A 19,812-nucleotide genomic window follows, 5' to 3' on the forward strand; every position below is an offset into this window, starting at 1 on the left:
AGGTTAACCGCGCTGGGGAGTGCGATTAGTGCTGCGCCGGCTGGTGCTGCGCTTTAGAAGTTGCGGAACCGATCGGGCGCCAATTCCCACGGGTCTTTGCCGATGTATTCAGCGACCGCTCGAAAGACGCAGCTCTCGATGAGCATCCTTTTGTGGAGTTCATCATCACGGTGCAGCCGGGCCATCCGCTCGATCGGCAAGCGGTACAGAATGATGCGGTTCTCGGAGGGCACGACGCTCCAGCGCTCCACTTTTGAGCCTTCAGGGCTGCTGCCGGGAATAAGGCCGATCTCGAAGCGCGCATCCGCGAGTTCAGCTGGCCACATTTCTTTCAAAAACTGGGCGGCAGAGGCGACGGTCATTTCGAAGTTGCCGTTACGGCTGCTGAGCAGTGGGAGGTGGGGACCGGTCACGGCACTGCGGATGCCGCGCCCGTGTCTATCGCGCCAGTTTCCTCGCACAGAGCGTGTCGACTCACGTTTCGATGATCTCACCACGGCCTCATTCTACGGCCGTCAGTTGCTCAACTGTGGGCGCACAGTCGTAGGCTAGGCTCACAATGAATCAGCGCCCGTGCAGCAAGGTCGCCTGCAACTCCGAAGCAGAGGCCACTCTCACCTATGTCTATGCGGACTCGATGGCCGTGTTGGGGCCGCTGAGCTACAGCGCAGAACCGCACACGTACGATTTGTGTGCAGGTCACGCGCAACGACTCTCCGTGCCTCAAGGCTGGCAAGTCGTTCGCCATGTAGTTTTGGGGCATGAGCAAAGCTAACCCCATCGATCTCACCCCATTTATCAAGGCCTATGACGTTCGTGGCCTTGTGGGAACTCAGCTCACCGAAGAAGTTGTCGAAGCGCTCGGTGCCGCCTTCGTCGACGAAGTGGATGCCGCAGGGCACGAGATTATCGTCGGTCACGACATGCGCGACTCCTCGCCCCGATTCGCAGCAGCTTTCTCGGCTGGTGCTCGCGCTCGTGGTGGCAACGTTGTTCTCATTGGACTCTGCTCGACCGATGAGACGTATTTCGCATCCGGCTCCTTGCATGCGCCGGCGGCGATGTTCACGGCCAGCCACAATCCGGCAACCTATAACGGCATCAAGTTCAGTCGTGCGGGAGCCCAGGGCATCAGCTTTGCGACAGGACTCAAGGCGATCAGGGATCGCGCCCAGACATACCTGGCCGAGGGAATTGTGGCGCTTGACGCCGTCGGTTCGCAGCGCGAGGTCGACGTGCTCGGCGACTACGCCGGTTACTTGCGCGAGCTTGTTGATTTGAAGTCGATTCGACCGATCCGCGTTGTGGTGGATGCGGGAAACGGTATGGGGGGCATGACCGTTCCCGCTGTGCTCTCGACCGCCGCTGGTCTTCCCGAACTGCCCATCGAGATCATTCCGATGTATTTCGAACTCGACGGTACCTTCCCCAATCACGAAGCGAATCCGTTGGATCCGGCCAACATCGTCGATCTTCAGAAAGCGGTGCTTGAACACGGTGCCGATCTAGGGCTTGCCTTTGATGGTGATGCCGATCGCTGCTTTGTCGTAGATGAGCGGGGCAACCCGATGAGTCCGAGCGCTGTTGCCGCCGTCGTTGCTCTCCGTGAGATTCAGCGTGTGCGGGCCTCGCAGCCTGAGGGCGATATCTTCGTGATCCATAACCTCATTACGTCCCGCATCGTGGCGGAGACGATTGAAGCTGCGGGGGCTATTCCCGTGCGCACCAACGTTGGTCACTCACTCATCAAAGATCAGATGGCTGCAACTGGCGCTATTTTTGGTGGCGAGCATTCCGCGCACTATTACTTCCGCGATTTTTGGGGCGCCGATAACGGGATGCTCGCCGCGATGCATTTGCTTGCCGAGTTCGGTTCGCAACCGGAGCCCCTCTCGGTGCTCTCGGCTCGCTATTCGCCCTATGCTGCCAGTGGCGAAATCAATTCGGTGGTGGACGACGTCCCTGCGGCTACCGCTCGTATTCGTGCGGCGTTTGAGGGGGAGGCCGAGTTCGACGAGCTCGATGGCCTTACGGTTACCGGCACGACGGCGGAAGGCGAGCCGTTCTGGTGGTTTAACGTGCGTCCGTCGAACACAGAGCCGCTCTTGCGTCTCAACGCGGAAGCTGAGTCGCAATCGACGCTCGACGCTGTGCGCGATCGTGCGCTGGCAATTATTCGGGCCTAGCGCCTAACTCGCGATTGCTGGGGAAACCGCGCGGAACGCTCGTCAGGGCGGGCTCAAGGGCATCGAGGCGTGCCTTCTCGCTTGCCAACGCCGTACTTTCGCGTTCTCGGCGCACAGCGCTCACCGCAGAGAGCAGGATTTCGGGTTCCACGTGCGGTAGTGGAGAGACGTAAGCTGAGGCTTCGTGGGCAAGAGTCGTCGCATGCTGGTGGCGGGTCACCGGGGTGTAGCCGGGCGCTGCCACGAGAAAGTGTGAGATGCGGCGAGCCAGAGCATCCGGCATTTTGGCAACATCGGCGGTGCGCGCCCACTCGGTGAGCTGACCCGGAAGTTGCACAACGGGGTTCGCCACGGCACTAACGCGCTCGTATTGGCTATACGTGCCTGCCACCAAGTCTCCTAGGCGCTGGGCACGAGTATTGAGTAGGGCGACAATCGCGGCCAACCCTCCCGCGGTCATGAAGACCTCGATGACGCCAAGCAGCGCACGGATGAAGGCGTGGCGAAAGCCGATCGCTCCACCATCGTTGCGAACAATGCGGGCTCCGATCGCAAGTTTGCCCAGTGACTTGCCGCGACTGAGCGTTTCTACCGCGGTAGGAATGACGACAAGACAGATGACGGTTGCCGAGACGGTGAGTGCGGTGCCGATGGCCTGATCGAGCCCCGCGGCGTCGGCGAAGGCAAATGCACCGATGAGTAGCCCGATCAGCGCTGCGCCGTAGACGAGAAAGTCGATGATCGAGCCTGCCGCGCGAAGCACAAAACTCGCCGATCGGAGCTCTAAAGCAACGGCTTCTCCCGTGATTAGTTCATCGGGTTCGTCCCCATACGCGAAGGTGTTGGTCGTTTGTGGGCTCGGCATGACATCATTTAAGCAGATGGATCTCGACTCTTACTCAGCCGCACACCGCGAAGACTGGGATCGCCTTGCCCAATTGAGCTCGCAACGCCGACTTTCTGGGGCAGATTCCGATGAATTGATCGACCTCTACCAATCGGGAGCCACTCAGCTTTCGGCGATGAAGACGAGCATGGGCCAATCTGCTCAGGCTGATCGTCTCTCTCTCACACTCAGTCGAGCGCGACTTCGCTTCACCGGTGCCGCCGCGAACCTCTTTAGCCAGTTGCCCCAGTTCTTTATCGCCCAGCTTCCAGCTGCGCTCTACCGGGTGCGGTGGATGTCGCTCGTTCTCACCGCGGCGACCTTTCTCGTTGGTTTCCTGTTTGCTTGGTGGGCAATCTCTAACCCGCAGCTTCTCGCCAATTTCGGCACACCCGCGGAGCGAGAGGCCCTCGCGCAAGACGATTTCGTCGGCTACTACTCCGAATACTCCGGCGGCTCGTTCACCGGCTTTGTCTGGACCAACAACGCGTGGATTGCGGCTCAAGAGATCGCCTTCGGCATCGTGGGTGTGTACGTTCCCTACTTGCTGTTCAACACCGCGCAACAATTGGGTTTCACCGCGGCAATCATGAACGAATTCGATCGTCTCGACGTCTTCTTCCTATACATCGCCCCGCACGGCCAGCTGGAGCTCTACGCGATCTTCGTGGCCGGCGCTGCCGGAATGATGATTTTCTGGTCGTGGGTTGCGCCAGGCGCGCGAACTCGCGCTCAAGCCCTCGCGCACAGCGGTAGAGCGCTTTTCACCATTGTGATCGGCATCATTCTCGCGCTTCTCGTTTCTGGCATCATCGAGGGCTATGTCACCCGTCAAGATTGGCCGTGGCCGATCAAAATCGGCATCGGCACCGTCGCGTTGGGAGGCTTCTTGGCCTACCAGTGGATTTTGGGTGGGCGCAGCGCTCGTGCAGGCAACACCGGCGACCTCAGCGAGTTTGAGGCCGGAGCAACCCACATCGTCGCGAACTAGCAGTGGCGGTTACAGCTCTCCTGCTGCTTTGAGCGCGATGTAGTGATCGGCGAGCGCCAAGGGGAGGTCACTCGGGCGCCTCGAGACGACGGAGGCTCCGAGCTGGTTGATCGCATTGGCTACGCGCGACTGATCAAGGAGGGCGCGTTCAGCGGCGCCGGCAAGGTACACGGTGTCTCGGGAAGAACGGTCAAGCGTGGCATCCACAATTGACGGGTCGGTGACAGAGGCTACGACCACGGTGTGCTTCGCCGTAAGCTGCGGCAGCATTGCGAGGAGACCGTGGGTGGCCCCGGGCGACTCGGCGGTCGTTGCAAGCACGACAAGGGCGCGTTGAGTGGTCGCCTGACGCACCAAGTTTGGCACGGCGTTCCAGTCCATCTCAATGAGCTCTGGCTGCACGGGAGCCATACTGTTCACCATCTTGGAGAGCAGATCGGGGCCGGTGGCGCCTTGTACGCGGGCACGAACCCGGCGGTCGTAGATCATGAAGTCGACGTGGTCGCCAGCGCTCGACGCGAGCGCTGCTAGGAGAAGGGCGGATTCGAAGGCGGTGTCGATTCGAGGTTCATCGTCAATACGTGCGGCAGAGGTACGGCCGCTATCAACAACGATGACCACGCGGCGGTCGCGCTCTGGTCGCCACGTGCGAACAACAAGTTCAGATCGGCGTGCGGTCGCGCGCCAGTCAATTGAACGGACGTCGTCGCCACGCACGTAGTCCCGAAGGCTGTCGAACTCGGTGCCTTGCCCGCGGATCATCACGCTAGTCGCGCCATCGAGCTCACGGAGTCGTGCGAGACGTGAAGGGAGGTGTTTGCGGGAGTTGAATGGCGGGAGCACAGTAAAACTGCCAGGGACGCTGACAGTAGTCTGGCGTGCGATTAGCCGCAGGGGACCGTAGGAACGGAGAGTGACGTGGACCGCTTCGCGGGTGCCGCGGCGCAGCGGAGTGAGCACCGTGGTGAGTTCACGGCGCTCACCTGAAGGCACGGTCAGGGCGACTCGGTTTTTATGGGCGCCTGCGGATGGCTGCCACCCATCGCGCACGATTGCGTGCAGTCGACGGCGGGTGGGGTTCGTCACGCGCAGGGCCGAGCTGGTTGTTTCGCCCAGCCGGACGCGGTCGGGTGATGTCCGCTCGAAGCGCAGCGAGCGCGCAGACACGGCCATAATCAGATCCAGAGTGCCGAGCAGGATTACTAGTAACAACCAGTACACAAGCACGATGGGTTTGCCCGTGACGACGATCGGCACAATGCCGAGCGCCAAGAGCGCAACGAACCATCCAGAAATCGCCATTATTAGATCGGGACCTGCACTTGCTGCACGATCGATCGCAGAATAACGTCAGCCGATACCCCTTCGAGCTCGGCCTCGGGCCGAAGCTGAATGCGGTGACGAAGCACAGGCAAAACCATGCTCTGGATGTGGTCGGGAGTGATGGCCTCAGCGCCCGTGAGCCAGGCCCAAGCTTTTGCTGCTCCGACGAGTGCGATCGCGCCGCGGGGGCTGACCCCGAGCTTCACTGAGGGACTTTGACGAGTGGCCCGCGCGAGGTCCACGGCGTAGGCGACGACATCAGGGCTCGCTCCGACCTTGGCAACTGCAGCTTGCGCGGCGGCAAGCATCGAGGCATTGAGCACGGGGGTGACGCCTGCGGCGGCGAGATCGCGCGGGTTGAATCCTGCGGCGTGGCGCGTGAGCACCTCGATTTCAGTGTCTCGTTCGGGAAGGTCAAGAACGAGCTTGAGGAGGAACCGGTCGAGTTGGGCTTCAGGAAGCGTGTATGTTCCTTCGTACTCGATGGGGTTCATCGTTGCCGCGACCATGAAGGGGACAGGCAGCTTGAGCGACTTACCGTCAACGGAAACTTGGCGCTCTTCCATAGCTTCGAGAAGCGACGATTGAGTCTTCGGTGGTGTGCGGTTGATCTCATCCGCCAACAAGATGTTGGTGAAGACGGGCCCCTCACGAAATTCGAATTCGCCTGACTTCGAGTCATAGACGAGCGATCCGGTCACATCACCCGGCATCAGGTCGGGGGTGAATTGCACGCGCTTCGTGTCGAGTTGAAGCGCCCGGCTAAGGGTGCGGACCAAGAGGGTCTTCGCGACTCCCGGAACTCCCTCAAGCAGCACGTGTCCGCCCGTGAGTAGCGCGATAGTGAGGCCCGTGACGGCAGCATCCTGACCCACCACAGCCTTGCCTACTTCTGTGCGCAGCTCGGAAAATGCGTGCCGCAGTTGCTCGTCAGTCATATCTCGATTCTTCTCTATCTCTGGATGGGTGGGGCTCAGTGGTTAAGCGAGGCGGATGATCGTGCGCACTCGGTCTTCGAGCGCGAGAAGTTCATCCGAGAGGGCTATAAGTTCATGGTCGGAGGCGGGCTCAGCGTCAATCAGCAGCCGCCGGAGCTGTGCAAGAGGCTGCTCGACAAGCGGCGATACCCGGTTGATCACGTCATCTACCGACGCCGCCGTCGGCATCCCGCACAGAGCGGCGAGTCGTCGCAGGGTGCCGATGCGCAGCGAATCCAGCGTGTGAAGTCGGGCTGCCGACTTCGCATACAGCCGAGCACGGCCCTGCATTGTCTCGCTCGAGCGCACCGTCACGGGAAGTTTCTCGATGACGAGGGGGCCGAATCGGCGACCACGCCAGAGTGCTCCAGCGAGGAGCGTGAGAGCGAACAGCCACGTTCCTGGCAATACCCAGCCAGGGGCGAGTTCGTCGGGAGTGGCGGTTCCGCCGCCATCGGCGATGTCGAGAAAGCTCGGCGTGTACCAGACGAGAGTGTCATGTTCGCCGAGCAGGCGCAGCGCAAACGCAGCGTTGTCTGAGGCAGTGACGCCTCCATTGGTGAGGGCATCAGTGGCGCCGAGGATTCTCAGTTCGGTGTCACCACGATCGAGACTGATCAGTCCGTAGCCGTCATCGTCATTTCCGTAACACGCCGTGATTGTTGAACTCGGCTCGATGACCCGGTAGCTGCTGGGGCCGGCGGTGATCTCGGGAGCAGTGGATGACGTGAGGGCTGAGCATCCGGCGGCAACCGGGGTAGAACTCGTGCCCGCTTGCGCAACCTCTGGCGCGATCTCAAGGAGCTCGTTGAGGATCGGTTCGGCGACAATGACGGTGCTGGCGAGCCCTGCGGCATCGGCCACTTGGTCTTCGGTGAGGTACCCCTCAAAGTTGGAGAAGAAGAGCGTGCTCTCGTTGCCGGAGCCAAGGGCTGCGCGAGCTTCTTCGAGAGTAGTGGTGACGATGACGTCGACGCCCTGATCGCGCAGCACTTCTGCGACTGCTTGAGATCCAGCTTCGTAGGGGCTCGTCGGGTCAAGTGGCGGGCCCTCGACAGCATTGCCGGCTAGGTTGAGGCTGACGACTCCAACAACGATGACTACGACCGCTGCGGCAATCCAAAAGAGAGCCTTTCGGCTCGTCGTCCGCAGTCGGGGCGTAAGCACGGTTGTTTCGGTGCTGACCTCGCTCATAGCGTCGCCTCAGCGAGGTCGGGCTTGGCTGCGCGAACTTGTGACTCTAACGTTCGCAGTTGTTCATATTGCTCGCGAGTGGCGGGTTGGCGCATGTAGCGCACACGGTCGAAAGTGTCGGCGCTGGTCGCCAGTTCTGTTGCTCGTTCGGGGAACACCCGGGAAGCGCGCGTGGCGAAGCCGTGGCCTGTGGTGCCGGGGGTCATGCTGACGAGTGTGCGTTCCGAAAGCCCCCGGGCAATCGAACGGAACATGTCGGCAATCGCGGCGGCAAAGTCGCCCTGGTTCGCAGCCTGTTCTGCCGCCTCACGTAATTGGGCTGCAGTGCGGTGGTCGGCTTCTCCGAACAGGATGTCGTGGTGGCGACTCTTGCGGTTGAGTCGTGGTACGCCGTAGACGATGATCGCCGCAATAATTGCTACCGCGATGAGGGCTACGAGAACGATCAGAACTGCCGTGGGAATTCCGGTTCCCTCGCCAATCGTGAGGCTCGCCAGCCAATCGCTAAATGCTTTGGATGCGCGGTCGAACAGAGTCGGTTTTGCGGCCTGGTACGGCGCTTTTGAGAGTTCCTCGATGAGCCAGTCTGTTGCCTCTCCCGAGTCAGGTTCAACAGGTACATCGCTCAAGACCGCGCGGGCAGCGCTCGGAGGGAGCACTGCCAACACGGAGGCGGTGAGCAGAGTCAGGGTCATGAAGCAGGTTTCGCGCGGCTCGGGGAGCTGTCGAGTGTGAGATAGGGGTCTGGAACTGACAAGTCGCCAGCGTTGCGAGCTTCGACGAATCGAGCCAACTCAAGATCGAAACCTTCTTTACGCATGCGCATATCGATGTAGAGCAACGCGGGTGCGGCTGCTTGGATGACAATCGTGACCGCGCTGATGACGACTGACACCACAATCGTCACGATGTAGAGCACGATGAACCCCACAATCCCCGCTTCTTCATTGCCGGTCGGATTGAGCAGGCCAACGCCGAGCCCCCCGATCACGCTCAACGGGGCAGTGACAACGCTCGAAACGATGTTCACGATGACCATAATGAGCAGCAAAATCCCTAGAGTTCGCCAGAAATTTCCTCTCACCAATGACCACGAACGGCGGATCGCGAGCATGAGAGGCAAGCGCTCGATCATGAGGGCACTCGGCACAAACGCAAAGAAGGTTCCAAGCCACGCCGCTAAGAACCCAGCAATGAGGAATCCGCCCAGCATGGTGAGCACTCCGAAAACAATTCCCGCGGTGTCGCCGAAGGTGAAAAGCAGCACAGAAACTCCCGCTACAACAGCGATACCGATAAAGACTGCCACCATTACGAGAGCCGACCAGCCGATGAGAGCGCCAATGCGCCCCTTTGCTGCGTTCCACAGCCCGCGAAGACGCAGCCGCTCACCGACGGTGCCTCGAGCCACCTCGAGGGAGACGATCCCCTGAAGAATTGCTCCGCCAACAAGGGAGAGGGCCACGGCGAAGAAAGCAGAAAGGATGAGGCCGGCGGTAGCGCCCGCCTCGATCGTGGCGGCATCCGATTCACTCGCGCTCAAGGTGCGTTCAACGCCAGCGAAGGTGACGATACCGACGAGAACGAGCGAGCCGACGGTCACGAGGCTCATGATCAGCAGCGACAGTCCGAAGGTGGGGCGGGGGTTGCGGCGCAAAACGAGCAGCGATGCGCTGAGAATTGTGCCGAGCCCGAGAGGCTGAAGCGGAATTAGGCCCGGTTTGGGTGGTGGGGTCCAGCCGGGCGCAGCGGTGCCGTAGCGCGGTGGAGTTCCGGGAGTTCCCGGCGCCACTGCCGGTGCTGAACCGGCAGTGTACGCCGAAGATGGGGCAGGCGGAGCAAGCGGTTTGGTGCCATCGGCACTGCTGCTGTCGGGGGACTGCCAGGGGCTGCTATCGCTCACGTCTCATCCTCGATTATGGAACTGTGCCAAATTCAATCTCCCTCATGTTTTCACACTCGACTACTCTTATGCGAAAGCTTCTCACTCTGTTAGCCCGAGAGCTAGAAAGTATCGAGGACACGTGAACCCGCGAATTCTTGTAGTCGATGACGACACTGCTTTGGCAGAAATGATCGGAATCGTTCTACGCACTGAAGGTTACGAACCATTTTTCTGCCAAGACGGCGCCCTAGCGTACGACGCATTTAAGTCGGCATCGCCTGATTTGGTGTTGCTTGACCTCATGCTGCCCGGCATGGATGGCATCGAAATTTGTGCCCGCATTCGTGAAGAGTCTGGTGTACCGATCATCATGCTCACGGCGAAGAGTGACACCGCCGACGTGGTGAAGGGTCTTGAGAGCGGGGCCGACGACTACGTTGTCAAGCCCTTCAACCCCAAGGAGCTCGTCGCTCGAGTGCGCACGCGCTTACGACCGGCAAGCGATGCCGCCACTGGCACCCTCACTGTTGGCGACCTTGAGTTGGATGTCACGGGGCATGAGGTTCGCCGTGGTGACACCAAAATCAACTTGACCCCGCTCGAATTCGAGCTCTTGTTGGCGCTCGCAATGAAGCCTGAACAGGTATTCACTCGCGAGATGCTCTTGGAGCAAGTGTGGGGCTACCACTACAAAGCTGACACTCGACTCGTGAACGTTCATGTTCAGCGCTTGCGCGCGAAGGTCGAAGAAGATCCCGACAATCCGAAAATTGTGATGACGGTGCGCGGAGTTGGTTATCGCGCTGGCGCCAGCGCGTAGCTTTTATGCGCGATTTTGATTGGCGCAGCTGGGTGCAGCGAGGCGCTGCACTGTGGCGCTCGTCACTTCAACTGCGCACTGTGGCGATTACGGTGCTGCTGTCTTCGATAGTGGTGACGGTAATCGCGGGCTACATGTCCCTGAGCGTGGGGGCCAATCTGTTCGATGCGAGCCGTGATCAGCTCACGCGTTCTTCGGCTAATGCGACTCTTGCTGGCCAGCAAGTGTTCGATGCCGCTGATGAGGGGCTTGGTCTCGAAGACCTCGATGTCATGATGGGCGAGGCCGCTCGCGTCATTGAGAGCGTGGCCTCGAGCACGGGCGGCACTCGCTATGCAATCTTGCGCACACCGGGTCAAGACGGCCCCCGGGTTCCTTCTGATGTTCAAACGCAGGGACTTGGCTCCGCCTCGCTAATCTCTCAAGAGCTCCGCAGCGTGGTGGCTGAATCGACTGAGCAGCGAACCTACTGGCAGTCTGTGGCGTTGGATCAGACCGCCGACGGTTCAGTTCACCCTGGGCTCGTGGTGGGCTCGACACTCGACATTCGTGGCACTCAATATGAGCTGTATCTCGTTTACGACATCCAAGACACTCAAGAAACTCTTGTTCTTGTGCAACAAACGTTGGGGCTCGGCGGCGTTGCGCTTCTCGCGCTGATTGGTGTTGTTACTTTCGTCGTTGTTCGACTCGTCGTTGGCCCAGTGCGCTTAGCGGCCGAAACGAGTCAGCGACTTGCAGCGGGCGAGCTCGAGGTCCGCATCCCGGTGCAGGGCGACGACGTAATCGCGACCTTAGCCCGATCATTCAATGGAATGGCGACGAGCATGCAACAGCAGATTATGAGGCTGGCGGCGCTCTCCCAAGTGCAACAACGCTTTGTGTCGGATGTCTCCCACGAGCTTCGTACTCCGCTCACCACTATCCGGCTTGCCGGTGACGTTCTCTATGATCAGCGCGACACGTTCCCGCCAGCGACAGCACGTACAGCGGAGTTATTGCACACTCAGGTGGAGCGGTTCGAATTGTTGCTCGCCGATCTGCTCGAAATGAGTCGCTACGACGCTGGTGCCGTTGATATGGAGACCGAGCCTACGAACCTCGTACGACTCGTCGAAGAGGCTATCGAGAGTCTCACTTCTCTCGCGGCAAGCAAGGGCTCCGAACTGCGCCTTGTGGCTCCTGGTGGCTATTTTGAAGCGGATGTCGACCCTCGCCGCATCCGTCGAATCCTGCAGAACCTTGTCAGCAATGCGATCGACCACGGCGACGGATTACCGATTGTCGTGTGGGTGGACAGCGATCAGGATGCGGTCGCCATTGCTGTGCGCGACTACGGCGTCGGTATGAGCCAGGCCGCTCTTGAACGTGTCTTTGACCGCTTTTGGCGTGCGGACCCTTCGCGTCAACGCACGACCGGGGGTACGGGGCTTGGCCTCGCGATTGCCCTCGAGGATGCTGCTCTTCATGGTGGCTGGCTCGAAGTGTGGTCGGATGGAGACAACGGATCGTGCTTCAGACTCACCATTCCTCGCGAGCGCGGTGCTGAATTGCGGTCGTCGCCTCTCGAACTTCCACCGCATGACGAGATCCCTAGTGTGGAGGATGCTCATGGCTAAGGTCAGCAGACTCGCTCTCCTCTCGATTGTGGCCGCGGTGTCAGTGCTGCTCACCGGCTGCGTTGGCGTGCCGACATCGAGTGAAGTCGAAACCGGTCCGCTCATTGACGAGCAAGACGGTGCCCAGTACGAAATTGTGGCCTCGGGGCCGGTCGCTGGGTCCACTCAAGAGCAGATTCTTACCGACTTTATGAACGCTGTTCGTTCGCCTGCCCGCGATTACTCGGTTGCCCGCGAGTTCCTGACTGGCACGATGAGTGAATCGTGGGATCCTGCGGCAAGTGCCACCGTGCGTGAACGCGACAAGCTGCCGTCCATCGCACCTGCTCCCAGTGAGAACGCTCTGAGCTATTCATTTTCAGCTCAAGCTGTAGTCGATGAGCGCGGGGTGTACTCCGAACTGCGCTCGCCGGTTGCACAGACTCTCTCGTTCGAGTTCGAGCGCGTCAATGGTGAGTGGCGGATATCGTCAGCACCACCCGGAATCGTGCTTTCGCTCCGCGGATTTGAAGTGAGCTTTGAAGAGCAAGTGCTCTACTACTTCGATCCCAGCTTTGCCTTTCTTATTCCGGATACGCGATGGTTTGCGGTGAGACAGTCGTCGCAGTCGCGCGCGATTCAAGCGCTCTTGGCGGGTGACTCGGCGTGGCTTCAGCAGGGTGTCATGCTGACAGCGTTCCCGCCTTCAACCACTTTGGGTGCGACAAGCAGCTTGACCTCGGGCCGTGCGGTTGTTGACCTCAGTTCCGAGGCGCTCACTGCGAATTCTGTGGCGCGAGATCGAATGCGACAGCAACTCGCGGCAACGCTCCACACGCCCATCGTTGTACTTACGGTCGAGGGGCGTGAGTTGCAAGATGCTTCGACTGGTCAGAATCCCGCTGTGATCGAGCCTGGTTCGGCTGGGCCTCTAGTCGTAGGCACGGGGGACGGGTTTGGGTTCAGCACGAGCGACGGTTTAAGCGAAATAACGGAACTGAGCGATGTCGTTACGGATGCGGGGGCTACGACTGCTTCGCTTTCGGCTGACCGACTCTCCGTTGCCTATCGGGCCTCCGACGGTGCCGCTTATTTTGCTTCGGTCGGCGTAGCGCCGCGGTTGATCGATTCGCGTGCTGGCCTTGTGGCTCCCTCTCTTGATCCTTTCCGGTTCGTCTGGTCAGCGGAGCGGGCGAATGCAACATCACTGACTACTTTTGAGGTGGACGGCACGGAGCATCCTCTGCAGGCGGCGCTCCCAGCGAATTCCCGGATTGTCTCGCTGGATGTCTCACGCGACGGTGCCCGATTGCTCGTGTATCTCTCCACCCCGTCTGGCTCGCAGCTTCTCGTGTATGGGATTGTTCGCCAGCAGGGCAATGTACCTGTGCAACTCGTCGATCCGATGTCGTTGCCGGTCAGGTCGGGATCAGCGATCGACGCCGCGTGGGTGAGTTCCAGCAGCGTGGCGACGCTGTCGGGCGCTGACGACTCCGTCGAAGTGACTGCCTATAACCTTGGCGGTCCTTCGCAAGACCTCGGTAACGTTGACGGAGCTACCCAAATCGTGACTATGGGGACTAACACTGATGGGCTGCGGGTGCTCGCTGATGGCGAAGTGTGGCGTCCTCAAGGCAGTCAGGCCTGGGTTCGAATCGGGCTTGACGCCTCCTTCATGGCCGTGCAGCAATAGCAGTTATCCACTAGCCGCCCGAGGGCAGCCATCGACCGCCCGGGCAGCGGCACGCTCGAAGGATGACATCTCCACAGCACCCCTACGACCCCCGTGCCCGCCCCTGGTGGCGTCGAGTGCTCCTCGACGCGCTTCGCGACGCCTGGGCGCTCCTCATGCCTGTGGAGTGCGCAGGATGCGAACGCTACGACCGAGCGTTGTGTTCCGACTGTGCGAGCAGTCTTGTCGCGCATCCCAGCATCCATTCGACGCCGCAGCACATTCCCGTGCACTGCTCGCTCCGCTACGAGGGGCGAGTGCGCCGAGTTCTTCTTGCCTTCAAGAATCATCACCGCACCGATCTGTCTCGGCCACTCTCGGCAGCGTTTATGCCCGCGCTGTGGCGAGCGGTCGAGGAGTCAACCCCGAGCGGGCAGGCATCAGGCGAGATTGAGATCGTGGCAGTGCCAAGCAGTCGTCGCGCATTCCGCACACGGGGCTATCACCCGATGTTGCTCGTGTTGCGGGCTGCGGGGGTTCGCCACGCCCGGGCATTGCGCGTCGTCCAAGAAACTCGAAGTCAGAAATTGCTCAACGCCGAAGAGCGTGCCGTGAATGTTCACGGAGCGTTCATGGCGACGCGTTCTCTCGCTGGCATCCGCGTAATCATTGTGGACGACGTGCTCACCACCGGTGCAACGATCGACGAGGCCGCGAGGGCAGTTGTGGTCGCCGGTGGCACCGTAGTTGCCGCGGTAACCATTGGGTTCACTCCAAGAACGCTTGCGGTTCGTGACATTGCCAGCGGCGAGGGCTACGGTATGGAAAAGGGCGCGAAATGGAAGCTGCCTCACGGGGCAGCCGCGCATGATGGCTAGGAGGTCGCCGTGGAAATCACCGTCAACGGACGAAATGTAGGAGTCACGGATCGTTTCCGTGAGTACGCGATCGAAAAGTCCGAGAAGGTCTCTCACTTGGCCGAGAAGGCAATCGCCTTCGAGATCAAAGTAAGCCGACACCACGAAACCAAGGGTTCCAGTGGGGACGACCGCGTTGAGTTGACGTTGATTGGACCAGGTCCGCTTGTTCGAGCGGAATCGGCTGGTTCAGACAAGTATGTTGCTTTCGATTTGGCCATGGCGAAGCTCATCGAGCGAATTCGCCAGTCGAAGGATCGCAAGAAGGTGCATCGCGGCAATCACCGTCCCACCTCGCTTCGCGAAGCGAGCGCTGGTGGCTTCGCGGTGGTTGACATCACTCCTGCTAGTCCCGACGTGATCGAGAAGGTCGCGACGGGAGCGGTGCCTGTGCAAGACGAGGCGCCGGAGCCCGGCGACGACGATTACTCGCCCGTTGTCATTCGTCGAAAGGTATTCCCCTCGAGTCACATGACTGTTGAGGAGGCGCTTGATCACATGGAATTGGTCGGCCACGACTTCTTCCTGTTTGTCGATAGTCAGACTGATCGGCCGAGCGTCGTGTACCGCCGCAAGGGCTGGGATTACGGCGTGATTGGTCTCGAAGAAGAGGCCGAAGATGCTGTTCAGGGCGGCCGCGCGCGTAAGCGTAAGTTCGCCAACGGCTAAGCACACCAAGTTTTTGGCTTGGAGTTGATACGATTACGAACCGGTAACGCGGCTGTGAGCTGATTGCACGCACCGCGTTACCGCGACGTAAGCGTCTAAAAGACTGCGCTTCGTCGAGCAGTGCCAGCGTCGGACCCGTCCGACAAGAATGGGAGTATTCGGTGGCAAATGTTTTGGAACGCGCTCTTCGCGTAGGTGAGGGTCGACTTCTTCGGCGCTTGAAAGGCTATGCGCAGGCGGTCAACCATCTTGAGGACGACTTCAAGAGTCTCACTGATGATGAGTTGAAGAACGAGACTGTAGAACTGCGTGAACGCTATGTGGCGGGAGAGTCTCTCGACGACCTCCTGCCCGAGGCATTTGCTGCTGTGCGCGAAGCAGCTAGCCGTACTCTCGGGATGCGTCACTTTGATGTGCAGCTCATGGGCGGCGCTGCTCTTCACTTGGGCAACATTGCTGAGATGAAAACCGGTGAAGGCAAGACTCTCGTCGCGACTCTTGCTGCCTATCTGAACGCTATTGCAGCTCAAGGCGTGCACGTCATTACGGTCAACGACTACTTGGCGAGTTACCAATCTGAACTTATGGGTCGCGTTTTCCGCGCCCTCGGCATGACTACCGGATGTATCGTCTCGGGTCAGACGCCGGTGGAACGTCGCGAACAGTACGCAGCCGACATCACGTACGGAACCAACAATGAGTTTGGGTTCGACTACCTCCGCGACAACATGGCGTGGCAGGCGAGCGACATGGTGCAGCGCGGCCACTACTTTGCCGTTGTTGACGAGGTCGACTCGATTCTCATCGACGAGGCCCGTACGCCACTAATCATTTCTGGCCCTTCTTCAGGCGAGGCGAACCGTTGGTTTACCGAGTTTGCGAACCTCGCTAAGAAGCTCGACCCGGAGACTGATTTCGAGGTCGACGAGAAGAAGCGCACCGTCGGTGTCCTCGAGCCTGGCATCGAGAAGGTCGAGGATTACCTCGGTATCGACAACCTTTACGAGTCGGCCAACACTCCCTTGATCTCCTTCCTCAATAACTCAATCAAGGCTCGCGCGTTGTTCAAGAAAGATAAGGACTACGTCGTGATGAACGGCGAAGTGCTTATCGTCGATGAGCACACCGGCCGCATCCTTCAGGGTCGTCGTTATAACGAAGGTATTCACCAGGCGATCGAGGCCAAAGAAGGCGTTGCGGTCAAGGCCGAGAATCAAACGTTGGCCACGGTTACGCTGCAGAACTACTTCCGTCTGTACAACAAGTTGTCGGGAATGACCGGTACCGCTGAGACTGAGGCGGCTGAGTTCATGTCCACCTACAAGCTCGGCGTTGTTGCTATTCCGACTAACCGCCCGATGCAGCGCATCGACCAGTCCGACCTCATTTACAAGAATGAACAGTCGAAGTTTGAGCAGGTTGTCGCCGACATCGCCAAGCGCCACGAACTCGGCCAGCCTGTTTTGGTGGGAACGACAAGCGTAGAGAAAAGCGAATTGCTCTCTCGCATGTTGGCCAAGAAGGGTGTCAAGCACGAAGTGCTGAACGCTAAGAACCACGCTCGCGAAGCAGCGATTGTTGCTCAAGCGGGCCGGCTCGGCGCTGTAACCGTAGCGACCAACATGGCCGGACGTGGAACCGACGTGATGCTCGGCGGAAACGCGGAGTTCTTGGCAGTCGCCGAAATGAACGGTCGTGGGCTGAACCCCTCCGAAACGCCAGATGAGTATGAAGCCGCTTGGGACGACGTTTTCGCCTCGGTCAAGGCAGGCGTCGAGACCGAAGCCAAAAAGGTCATCGACGTCGGTGGGCTCTACGTGCTGGGAACCGAGCGCCACGAATCGCGTCGAATCGACAACCAGTTGCGTGGTCGTTCAGGGCGTCAGGGCGACCCCGGCGAAAGCCGCTTCTACCTGTCGCTTCAGGACGACCTCATGCGACTGTTCAACAGCGGTGCTGCGGAAGCCCTCATGGGCCGGTCGTCGGTTCCTGATGATCTCGCGATCGAGTCGAAGGTCGTCAGCCGCGCCATCCGCAGCGCTCAGGCGCAGGTCGAGTCTCGAAATGCGGAGATCCGCAAGAACGTGCTCAAGTACGACGATGTTCTCAACCGTCAGCGTGAGGCTATCTACAGCGACCGTCGCCACATTCTTGAGGGCGATGACCTCAAGGATCGCGTGCAGCGGTTCCTCAATGACGTCGTTACCGAGGTCGTGGACGTTCACACGGCAGAGGGGCACTCAGAAGAGTGGGACTTCGAAGGACTGTGGGCCGAGCTGAAGACGATGTATCCCGTAGGAATCACCGTCGATGAGGTTCTCACCGAGGCTGGTTCGCGGGGCAAGATGACGAGCGCGTTCATCGCCAAAGAGATCCATTCGGATGCCGTGATCGCGTATGAGCGTCGCGAGCAGAAGCTGGGCGAGGCGGCCATGCGAGAGCTCGAGCGTCGTGTTGTGCTGAGCGTTATCGACCGCCGCTGGCGCGACCATCTCTACGAGATGGACTACCTGAAGGACGGAATTGGCTTGCGAGCCATGGCTCAACGCGATCCGCTCATTGAGTATCAGCGAGAAGGTTTCGCACTGTTCCAGACGATGATGGGCCAGATCCGCGAGGAGACGGTCGGTTTCCTCTTCAACCTCGATGTCGAGGTAAATGGCGGCGGCGAATCTACGACGGTGCAGGCTCGTGGGCTTGAAGGGGCGAATGCCCCCTCGGCTCAGCTCAGCTATTCGGCACCGAGCGCGGATGCTTCTGGTGAGGTCGAAGTTCGTAACGAGCGTGGTCAAGTCGAGCGGGCAGCTACGGCTCAGGCTCAACAGCGTCAGGCACGCCAAGTGGCGCCTCAGCAGGCGCAGCAGGCACCGGCTCAATCTCAGCCAGCCGAGCGTGGTGCTTTCGGCCAGCGTTCCGAGAACGCCACTCCCGAGGCACCGTTGAATCGTTCGCAGCGCCGCGCCCAGGACAAGCGCAAGAAATAGCGAGATCGCGAGCTAGCGCCCCGCGCGAGCAACGGAAGAACGGATGCCCCGCTCGATTGTCGAGTGGGGCATCCGTTTTTTTCGGCTGTAGGGGTGTGAGGCTACAGCACGTTGATGGCCGTGGCACGCCAGCGCTTGTCAAGGCCTTCCAGGCGCACGGCAACAGCGCGTGTGCGTGCGCGTCCACGAACGATGACGACCGCTTCGACCGCGCCGTCTCGCGGTTCGCAGAGCCGGATGGAGCCCATCGTAAAGCTGGGGCGAGTGACCGGTTGGCCTTTCGCTCGACGGGCACGCGCGGAGAGTACGACCCGTTTGAGCAAGTGGCGATACACGTCATCGGTGACCCAGCGTGACATCTGTTCGAGATCACGAGCGCCAGCCAGCACCTCAATCACGCAACGTGTGAGATTCTCGACGAGAGGCGCGGGGTCGGGCAGCTCCGCGCGGGGAGTGGGCTGATGGCCAAAGAACTCGTCGGGAACAAACCGCGGTCGAATAACTTTCGACGGCAGTGTGCCAGTGCGGGGGCGCAGCTGTTGGGGTAATTTCAGACTCGCTAAGGAGGTGCGAAGAGGCTCGGTACTCATGATCTCCCGGGTAAAAGGTCAAGACGGCGACGTTTACCCCCATAAGGGGGTAGACCACACTTAATCAGTAACGAGACCAATTGTCTATGACTAATTTTCAATTGTGGATAACATTTCGGAATGTGGTGCCGGCGTCAGTACCGTCTAGCCATGCGCTGGGACAAACTCTTTGACGACCTCGAAAGCCAGCTCGAGCGCGAAATAACAGCAGACGATCTGGAGCTGGATGCGGAGGAAGAGCGCTTGCGCTTAGGTCGGCTGAGTATCCGCGATCGCATCGTCGCGCTCCACGCCCGCAGCACGGCAGCCGCACCACTCACTCTCGCAGTGGTCTTGATTACGGGCAGCCGCGTAACCGTGCGACCCGTCATTATCGGCAGAGATTGGATGTCGGCTGACATCGTCGACGAAAGCGGTCGCCCAGCGCAGTGCATCATTCCCTTCGCAGCGCTTGCAGGGATATCGCTCGGGGCCAGCCACATCGCTCCCAGCCTTGCCACTACTGCCGAGAATGGGCATCCGACTCTCTCGCAGCGACTCAGCGTGAGTTACGTTCTGCGTGACCTCTGCCGGCGGCGTCGAGCGGTCTCGTTGCTGCTGATGGCGGGGGAGGTCTACGGCACGATAGATCGGGTCGGCCGTGATCATGTGGATATCGCCGTGCATGAGCGTGGGGCCGTGCGCCGTGAGACGGCGGTCTCTGAGTATCGCTTGGTGCCGTTTTCGAGCCTGGCGCTTGTGCGGCTGTGAAGGGTGAGGTGATTGAAATACCCAGCATTGGGTGCTGAGGTGCCAGGCGCAACCCGAGCGCGGTTGTCTTCGGCGCTAGCGGCTGCGTTGCTCGCCGAAGTTGACTTCGGTGACCGTAGCGATGTCTGACTGATTCCAGAGACTCATACGACGAGTCTCTTCGTAGAGGGCCTCAATGTAGGACTCGAGAACGGAATTCTCGATGCGCCACTGACCCTTGCTTCCCACCTTGATCGCGGGCAGTTCGCCCGAGCGCACGAGTTCAAGAACCTCGTGCGGAGACACGCTGAGCACTTCGGCAGTATCGGCCAGGGTGAGAAATCTCCCAAGGCCCTCTGCTGGGTTGATCGCGTTCATGCATCGATTATGC

19 protein-coding genes are annotated in these 19,812 nt (G+C 60.1%); 10 read left to right on the forward strand and 9 right to left on the reverse strand.

Annotation, left to right across the window (positions count from 1 at the left end; all coding sequences use genetic code 11):
- Window positions 1-53: 53 nt before the first annotated feature.
- Window positions 54-497, reverse strand: coding sequence for a metallopeptidase family protein (locus AACZ26_RS05060; RefSeq protein ID WP_339619618.1), 444 nt, complete (start codon window positions 495-497; stop codon window positions 54-56).
- A gap of 62 nt (window positions 498-559) precedes the next feature.
- Between AACZ26_RS05060 and AACZ26_RS05065 the strand changes: the two genes are divergently transcribed.
- Together AACZ26_RS05065 and AACZ26_RS05070 are read left to right on the forward strand one after the other, a co-directional pair.
- Window positions 560-775: a DUF3499 family protein gene (locus AACZ26_RS05065; protein WP_339619619.1), complete on the forward strand. Its 216-nt coding sequence runs from the start codon at window positions 560-562 to the stop codon at window positions 773-775.
- Entirely contained in the window at window positions 762-2,186 is a 1,425-nt protein-coding gene (locus tag AACZ26_RS05070; protein WP_339619620.1) for a phosphomannomutase/phosphoglucomutase, read from the forward strand. Before AACZ26_RS05065 ends, AACZ26_RS05070 begins: the two co-directional genes overlap by 14 nt.
- On the opposite strand, the gene AACZ26_RS05075 is transcribed toward AACZ26_RS05070, so the two are convergent.
- Window positions 2,173-3,051, reverse strand: a complete 879-nt coding sequence (locus AACZ26_RS05075; RefSeq protein ID WP_339619621.1) for an RDD family protein — start codon at window positions 3,049-3,051, stop codon at window positions 2,173-2,175. The genes AACZ26_RS05070 and AACZ26_RS05075 overlap by 14 nt on opposite strands.
- Window positions 3,052-3,067: 16 nt before the next feature.
- Here AACZ26_RS05075 and AACZ26_RS05080 point away from each other — a divergent pair, with 16 nt between their 5' ends.
- Window positions 3,068-4,063 carry a stage II sporulation protein M gene (locus tag AACZ26_RS05080; RefSeq protein ID WP_339620631.1) on the forward strand — a complete coding sequence of 332 codons (996 nt, stop codon included), beginning with the start codon at window positions 3,068-3,070 and terminating at the stop codon, window positions 4,061-4,063.
- Between the two features lie 9 nt (window positions 4,064-4,072).
- On the opposite strand, the gene AACZ26_RS05085 is transcribed toward AACZ26_RS05080, so the two are convergent.
- The 5 genes from AACZ26_RS05085 to AACZ26_RS05105 are packed head-to-tail and all read right to left on the reverse strand — an operon-like array spanning window position 4,073 to window position 9,460.
- Window positions 4,073-5,365, reverse strand: a complete 1,293-nt coding sequence (locus AACZ26_RS05085) for a DUF58 domain-containing protein (protein WP_339619623.1) — start codon at window positions 5,363-5,365, stop codon at window positions 4,073-4,075.
- Between the two features lie 2 nt (window positions 5,366-5,367).
- Entirely contained in the window at window positions 5,368-6,324 is a 957-nt protein-coding gene (locus tag AACZ26_RS05090) for a MoxR family ATPase (RefSeq protein ID WP_339619624.1), read from the reverse strand.
- Between the two features lie 42 nt (window positions 6,325-6,366).
- Window positions 6,367-7,557 (reverse strand): DUF4350 domain-containing protein, encoded by a 1,191-nt coding sequence (locus AACZ26_RS05095; RefSeq protein WP_339619625.1) that lies wholly within the window; start codon window positions 7,555-7,557, stop codon window positions 6,367-6,369.
- The gene (locus AACZ26_RS05100; protein WP_339619627.1) at window positions 7,554-8,252 is read right to left on the reverse strand and encodes a DUF4129 domain-containing protein; all 699 of its coding nucleotides are present in this window, start codon (window positions 8,250-8,252) and stop codon (window positions 7,554-7,556) included. Before AACZ26_RS05100 ends, AACZ26_RS05095 begins: the two co-directional genes overlap by 4 nt.
- The gene (locus tag AACZ26_RS05105; RefSeq protein WP_339619629.1) at window positions 8,249-9,460 is read right to left on the reverse strand and encodes a hypothetical protein; all 1,212 of its coding nucleotides are present in this window, start codon (window positions 9,458-9,460) and stop codon (window positions 8,249-8,251) included. The genes AACZ26_RS05100 and AACZ26_RS05105 overlap by 4 nt, the downstream gene beginning before the upstream one ends.
- A gap of 121 nt (window positions 9,461-9,581) precedes the next feature.
- On the opposite strand from AACZ26_RS05105, the gene mtrA reads away from it, so the two are divergent.
- From mtrA to secA, 6 genes are all read left to right on the forward strand, one after another.
- The gene (mtrA, locus tag AACZ26_RS05110) at window positions 9,582-10,262 is read left to right on the forward strand and encodes an MtrAB system response regulator MtrA (RefSeq protein ID WP_339619630.1); all 681 of its coding nucleotides are present in this window, start codon (window positions 9,582-9,584) and stop codon (window positions 10,260-10,262) included.
- 5 nt (window positions 10,263-10,267) lie between these two features.
- The gene (gene mtrB / locus AACZ26_RS05115; RefSeq protein ID WP_339619632.1) at window positions 10,268-11,881 is read left to right on the forward strand and encodes an MtrAB system histidine kinase MtrB; all 1,614 of its coding nucleotides are present in this window, start codon (window positions 10,268-10,270) and stop codon (window positions 11,879-11,881) included.
- Complete coding sequence (locus AACZ26_RS05120) at window positions 11,874-13,553, forward strand: LpqB family beta-propeller domain-containing protein (protein WP_339619633.1); 1,680 nt, start codon at window positions 11,874-11,876, stop codon at window positions 13,551-13,553. Before mtrB ends, AACZ26_RS05120 begins: the two co-directional genes overlap by 8 nt.
- A gap of 62 nt (window positions 13,554-13,615) precedes the next feature.
- The gene (locus tag AACZ26_RS05125; protein WP_339619634.1) at window positions 13,616-14,410 is read left to right on the forward strand and encodes a phosphoribosyltransferase family protein; all 795 of its coding nucleotides are present in this window, start codon (window positions 13,616-13,618) and stop codon (window positions 14,408-14,410) included.
- 9 nt (window positions 14,411-14,419) lie between these two features.
- Window positions 14,420-15,118, forward strand: coding sequence for a ribosome hibernation-promoting factor, HPF/YfiA family (gene raiA, locus AACZ26_RS05130; protein ID WP_339619635.1), 699 nt, complete (start codon window positions 14,420-14,422; stop codon window positions 15,116-15,118).
- A 161-nt stretch (window positions 15,119-15,279) separates the two neighbouring features.
- Complete coding sequence (gene secA / locus AACZ26_RS05135) at window positions 15,280-18,102, forward strand: preprotein translocase subunit SecA (protein WP_339619636.1); 2,823 nt, start codon at window positions 15,280-15,282, stop codon at window positions 18,100-18,102.
- Window positions 18,103-18,203: 101 nt separating this feature from the next.
- Here secA and AACZ26_RS05140 read toward each other — a convergent pair whose 3' ends face one another.
- Window positions 18,204-18,692 carry an Rv3235 family protein gene (locus AACZ26_RS05140; protein WP_339619638.1) on the reverse strand — a complete coding sequence of 163 codons (489 nt, stop codon included), beginning with the start codon at window positions 18,690-18,692 and terminating at the stop codon, window positions 18,204-18,206.
- 150 nt (window positions 18,693-18,842) lie between these two features.
- On the opposite strand from AACZ26_RS05140, the gene AACZ26_RS05145 reads away from it, so the two are divergent.
- Window positions 18,843-19,442, forward strand: coding sequence for a hypothetical protein (locus AACZ26_RS05145; protein WP_339619640.1), 600 nt, complete (start codon window positions 18,843-18,845; stop codon window positions 19,440-19,442).
- A 75-nt stretch (window positions 19,443-19,517) separates the two neighbouring features.
- On the opposite strand, the gene AACZ26_RS05150 is transcribed toward AACZ26_RS05145, so the two are convergent.
- A complete protein-coding gene (locus AACZ26_RS05150; RefSeq protein ID WP_339619642.1) occupies window positions 19,518-19,799 on the reverse strand; it encodes a helix-turn-helix domain-containing protein in 282 nt (93 codons plus the stop codon).
- Between the last annotated feature and the right edge of the window lie 13 nt (window positions 19,800-19,812).

This window comes from uncultured Salinibacterium sp. (assembly GCF_963974405.1).
Lineage (GTDB): Bacteria > Actinomycetota > Actinomycetes > Actinomycetales > Microbacteriaceae > Rhodoglobus.

Excerpts from the sequence above, each read along its gene's own strand:
- AACZ26_RS05065 (WP_339619619.1), top strand. The coding sequence starts at position 560 with ATGAATCAGCGCCCGTGCAGCAAGGTCGCCTGCAACTCCGAAGCAGAG.
- AACZ26_RS05070 (WP_339619620.1), top strand. The coding sequence starts at position 762 with ATGAGCAAAGCTAACCCCATCGATCTCACCCCATTTATCAAGGCCTAT.
- AACZ26_RS05075 (WP_339619621.1), bottom strand. The coding sequence starts at position 3,051 with ATGCCGAGCCCACAAACGACCAACACCTTCGCGTATGGGGACGAACCC.
- AACZ26_RS05080 (WP_339620631.1), top strand. The coding sequence starts at position 3,068 with ATGGATCTCGACTCTTACTCAGCCGCACACCGCGAAGACTGGGATCGC.
- AACZ26_RS05085 (WP_339619623.1), bottom strand. The coding sequence starts at position 5,365 with ATGGCGATTTCTGGATGGTTCGTTGCGCTCTTGGCGCTCGGCATTGTG.
- AACZ26_RS05090 (WP_339619624.1), bottom strand. The coding sequence starts at position 6,324 with ATGACTGACGAGCAACTGCGGCACGCATTTTCCGAGCTGCGCACAGAA.
- AACZ26_RS05095 (WP_339619625.1), bottom strand. The coding sequence starts at position 7,557 with ATGAGCGAGGTCAGCACCGAAACAACCGTGCTTACGCCCCGACTGCGG.
- AACZ26_RS05100 (WP_339619627.1), bottom strand. The coding sequence starts at position 8,252 with ATGACCCTGACTCTGCTCACCGCCTCCGTGTTGGCAGTGCTCCCTCCG.
- mtrB (WP_339619632.1), top strand. The coding sequence starts at position 10,268 with ATGCGCGATTTTGATTGGCGCAGCTGGGTGCAGCGAGGCGCTGCACTG.
- AACZ26_RS05120 (WP_339619633.1), top strand. The coding sequence starts at position 11,874 with ATGGCTAAGGTCAGCAGACTCGCTCTCCTCTCGATTGTGGCCGCGGTG.
- AACZ26_RS05125 (WP_339619634.1), top strand. The coding sequence starts at position 13,616 with ATGACATCTCCACAGCACCCCTACGACCCCCGTGCCCGCCCCTGGTGG.
- AACZ26_RS05140 (WP_339619638.1), bottom strand. The coding sequence starts at position 18,692 with ATGAGTACCGAGCCTCTTCGCACCTCCTTAGCGAGTCTGAAATTACCC.
- AACZ26_RS05145 (WP_339619640.1), top strand. The coding sequence starts at position 18,843 with ATGCGCTGGGACAAACTCTTTGACGACCTCGAAAGCCAGCTCGAGCGC.
- AACZ26_RS05150 (WP_339619642.1), bottom strand. The coding sequence starts at position 19,799 with ATGAACGCGATCAACCCAGCAGAGGGCCTTGGGAGATTTCTCACCCTG.